Genomic DNA, 3,565 nt, shown 5'->3' on the forward strand with positions numbered 1-3,565 from the left:
AAGTAACGCGGAGAGGTCGGGGTTTTATAGATAGAGTGATTTTTTATTCTTTGTTTGTGAATTTCATTTCCAACCTGTATTTATTTATAGATATCTGGTCTAATCTGTTTCAGGTGACTGAGCGCTAGCTGAATATCTAACTAAAAACCATAATTGGATATATCTAAAATTAACAGGGCAAGCCCTGTTCAGCGTAGTGATTATCGTACACAATCACAAAGCGCTGCTTTTGACAAAAACGAATATATCGAAATAGTGAAATTTTCCCACCATACGAATTGAGCTACCACAGAGGTTCCCACGCATAAGAAAATAGTATTTTACTTTTTTTATTTTCCAAGTGTTCATTATTGCAATAGACATAATAAAAATTCTTTTCTTGATAAGTATTAATCATAGATACCTATGATATCCTTTTCTGGTTTTATTAAATCAGAGGTTCTGTTATGCAGATTATCCCAGTCAGTCCTGAACATATTCCTGATATTCAAAAAATCTATGCGTGGCACGTTGTGAATGGTATCGCTACGTTTGAAACGATCCCTCCTACCATTGAAGAGATGAAAGAGCGGATTACTAAAGTCCAAGATGCTGGAACGCCGTGGCTTGTTGCGTTAGTCGATGGTATTGTTGCTGGATATTGTTATCTTGCGCCATACCGACCACGCCCAGCCTATCGTTTCACACTCGAAGATTCTATCTACATCGATCCTGAACAACAGGGGAAGGGTATCGGGAAAACATTGCTTACTGTAGCTATCAACCAAGCAGAAGCGTCTGGATTTCGTCAGTTAGTTGCTGTTGTTGGTAATAGTGAAAACCGTGGTTCTATTTCTTTACATCGTTCTCTTGGTTTTGAAATGACGGGAACCTTAAAGTCTGTTGGTTTTAAACACGGACGTTGGGTTGATACTGTTATCATGCAAAAAACATTGGGTAATGGCGATACGAATTTACCAGACGCATGAGATATATTTATTTATTTTTTAATACGGTAAGCGCTTATATCTAAGCGCTTACCCCACGTAGCCTATCACATGTGAGCGGTTAAGTTAAATAAAGTAAAATGTGAAAAAGGCGAATGATATGAAACCGTATTTATATTAATTTGGTGATATGAGGATAATATCGGATTTATGATTTTTTATTTCATTAAATAAAATCATCTCATTGTATTGATAATTATTAAAAGTATGGTAAAGGATAATATATAACAAATACAAGGAGGTGTAATGTATAAAAATAATGATGAAGCCATCGATTGGGAAGCTAAAAGGCTTCTTGATGATGGTATCTATACCGATACAGAACAAGCCTATTTAGAAGCAGAAAAGATAGTAATCAATATTAGGGAACAAGCAAAACAGCGCCAGATAAAGCAACAATTTAAATTGAAGATTAAGTCAATCAAGAAACAAATTGGTAATGGTTATGATTATGCAGATGTCCCTTATGCCAACAAGAAAAAACATTGGGGAATGACCAGAAAAGATATCAAACAACAAATTGCTTCAGCACAGGAACGCTTATATTTCTTGGAAGCTAAAAAGAAACAGCAAACGAAGAAAGAAAACACCCGACAGAAAATTATTTTCGGTGCAGAGGTTGCCAAAGTCTTAGGATGTGATATTGGTTATGTAGATAAAGAATTAGTCTTTGGGCTTTTACTTAATATACCCAATCTTCGTGAGAGTGATATTGAAAGGTATAAAGCACAGGGTCAAGTCTATATCGAAAATGTTATAAATAAATCCAAATGTTAATTATGTTTTTCACGTCCGAACGGTGAACCGACCTAAAAGCAAGTTTTAGGTCGGTGAGCTGTTGAGCAAGCCCCAGAGGGCGCGGTAGTTAATTTATTCTCAACACTATCTCAGGAAGAGATTCGCTGCATATTCACCATTGATAAAAACATCACATTCATGATCTGGTGCAGATAATGTACGGGTTTCTCTTTTGCATCGTGCTATGACTTTTTTGCCCTTGTATGTACCTGTATAGACATTGGTGTAACTATTACTAAAGACCCCAGCTAAACTTTTATCTTGGTTCAAGAACGATTCATTTATAATCAGCGTTTCATTTATCCATAGTTTTAAAACACCGTTTGGCATATTTGCACTAATTAAAAGTTGCTCGCCATCTTGGGTTCGGTAAGGTTGTTTTGCGGAAAAATTGGTGCATCCCACCAGAAAAAGTGCTCCCAGAAGTAAGGCTCTGCCTGTCATTTCTTATCCTTAAGTTAAATAGTTAATTGTTTATCAGATTTCAAAATCTTCCAAGCTCTTACCGTGATCAAGTGCTTCTTTGATAGCTTTAGGAGTACGACCCTGACCTGTCCACGTTTGCTCATTACCATTTTCATCGGTGTATTTGTATTTAGCCGGGCGGGGAGCACGTTTGGCTTTCGCTGATTTGCTGGTAGATATTGAACCAAGCAGTTCAGCCGGATCAATGCCATCAGCCACTAACTGAGCACGGAAGGCTTCAAGTTTGGCCTGACGCTCTGCATTTTGCTGTTGTGCGCTGACTTCTTCCTGTCGGCGGTCTTCAACAATAGCGGTCAATTTTTCCAGCATTTCTTCCAATGTTTCCAGATCCAATTCACGCGCCTGAGCACGGAGGGTGCGAATATTGTTCAATACTTTGAGAGCTTCACTCATAGCCTGCCATCCTGATAAAGAGAAGTGGGTTAGTGAGTCAAAAATTTGACAATCAGCAACTCTTTATTATATATCAATAAAATATGGAGGGAAATAATGGGAAATAAAAAAACAAAATCCGAGGCTATATTGTTATAATTTTACAACTTTTGGCAATTCAGTGCTTTTCCTTAGCAGAAACAACGGACGATGGGATATTACATGGCGTCTTACTTACATTAGGTTTTCTTGGCTGCTTTGGATCTCTGGTATGGGGAATAAGATGAAACAAGGCATCATCTTTTCACGTCCAAACGGTGAACCGGCCTAAAACTCGCTTTTAGGTCGGTGAGCTGTTGAGCAAGCCCCAGAGGGCGCGGTAGTAAATTTTAAAATCATAATCTGAATAATAAATTTGAAATTGATAACCCATAAATTATAAAATACTACTGCAGTATCCTATCAGGTAATTATCATATAACTTTATTTAAAAGGATGTCATTTTATGAACGTATTGAGATTGGAAGAGATTGTAAATGGTTCTTCATGTTTTTCAGAAGAAGAGGTGAAGGAGATGGCTCGTTTTATTTTGGATTTACAAAATCAAAAACCATGTATGTCAGTTGAAGTTATCAGATCTAGCACCAACAAAGATTTTATAATGACATCAACAGAGCATTTGGTTGAGTTTGATGTAGGGATACATAAGTTATTCAAAATACCTACTTTACCAAGTGATCTTCAATAACAAGTTTTTTGATATTTAGTAATAACAAACCCTTTTATCAATTAATCTGTCATAAATACCTTGACCCTTGTTTTATTTTTGTTAATTAAATAGTACGTGAAAATAAAAAAGGACGATAAAATGAAAACAAAAAGCAATAAAGGTTTTTCCTTATTGGAAATAACATTGGTTTTAG

General features: G+C 36.3%; 5 protein-coding genes and 1 pseudogene. 4 read left to right on the top strand and 2 right to left on the bottom strand.

Translation table 11 applies throughout. The features are described 5' to 3' along the window. The first annotated feature begins 446 nt into the window (after nt 1-446). From J5224_RS24055 to J5224_RS24065, 3 genes and pseudogenes are all read left to right on the top strand, one after another. The gene (locus tag J5224_RS24055) at nt 447-968 is read left to right on the top strand and encodes a GNAT family N-acetyltransferase (protein WP_264627751.1); all 522 of its coding nucleotides are present in this window, start codon (nt 447-449) and stop codon (nt 966-968) included. 264 nt (nt 969-1,232) lie between these two features. Beyond that, nucleotides 1,233-1,478 (top strand): annotated as a pseudogene (locus J5224_RS24060) (hypothetical protein); the annotation flags it as partial. Next, complete coding sequence (locus J5224_RS24065; protein WP_264627755.1) at nt 1,479-1,763, top strand: conjugal transfer protein TraD; 285 nt, start codon at nt 1,479-1,481, stop codon at nt 1,761-1,763. Nucleotides 1,764-1,868: 105 nt separating this feature from the next. Here the strand turns inward: J5224_RS24065 and J5224_RS24070 are convergent, their stop codons facing one another. Then, entirely contained in the window at nt 1,869-2,228 is a 360-nt protein-coding gene (locus J5224_RS24070; RefSeq protein WP_264627752.1) for a hypothetical protein, read from the bottom strand. A gap of 33 nt (nt 2,229-2,261) precedes the next feature. Then, nucleotides 2,262-2,663, bottom strand: a complete 402-nt coding sequence (locus J5224_RS24075; RefSeq protein ID WP_264627753.1) for an H-NS family nucleoid-associated regulatory protein — start codon at nt 2,661-2,663, stop codon at nt 2,262-2,264. A gap of 484 nt (nt 2,664-3,147) precedes the next feature. Between J5224_RS24075 and J5224_RS24080 the strand changes: the two genes are divergently transcribed. Beyond that, nucleotides 3,148-3,390 (top strand): hypothetical protein, encoded by a 243-nt coding sequence (locus tag J5224_RS24080; RefSeq protein WP_264627754.1) that lies wholly within the window; start codon nt 3,148-3,150, stop codon nt 3,388-3,390. Nucleotides 3,391-3,565 lie beyond the last annotated feature (175 nt).

The organism is Candidatus Symbiopectobacterium sp. NZEC135 (genome assembly GCF_025962695.1).

Excerpts from the sequence above, each read along its gene's own strand:
- J5224_RS24055 (WP_264627751.1), top strand. The coding sequence starts at position 447 with ATGCAGATTATCCCAGTCAGTCCTGAACATATTCCTGATATTCAAAAA.
- J5224_RS24070 (WP_264627752.1), bottom strand. The coding sequence starts at position 2,228 with ATGACAGGCAGAGCCTTACTTCTGGGAGCACTTTTTCTGGTGGGATGC.
- J5224_RS24075 (WP_264627753.1), bottom strand. The coding sequence starts at position 2,663 with ATGAGTGAAGCTCTCAAAGTATTGAACAATATTCGCACCCTCCGTGCT.
- J5224_RS24080 (WP_264627754.1), top strand. The coding sequence starts at position 3,148 with ATGAACGTATTGAGATTGGAAGAGATTGTAAATGGTTCTTCATGTTTT.
- J5224_RS24065 (WP_264627755.1), top strand. The coding sequence starts at position 1,479 with ATGACCAGAAAAGATATCAAACAACAAATTGCTTCAGCACAGGAACGC.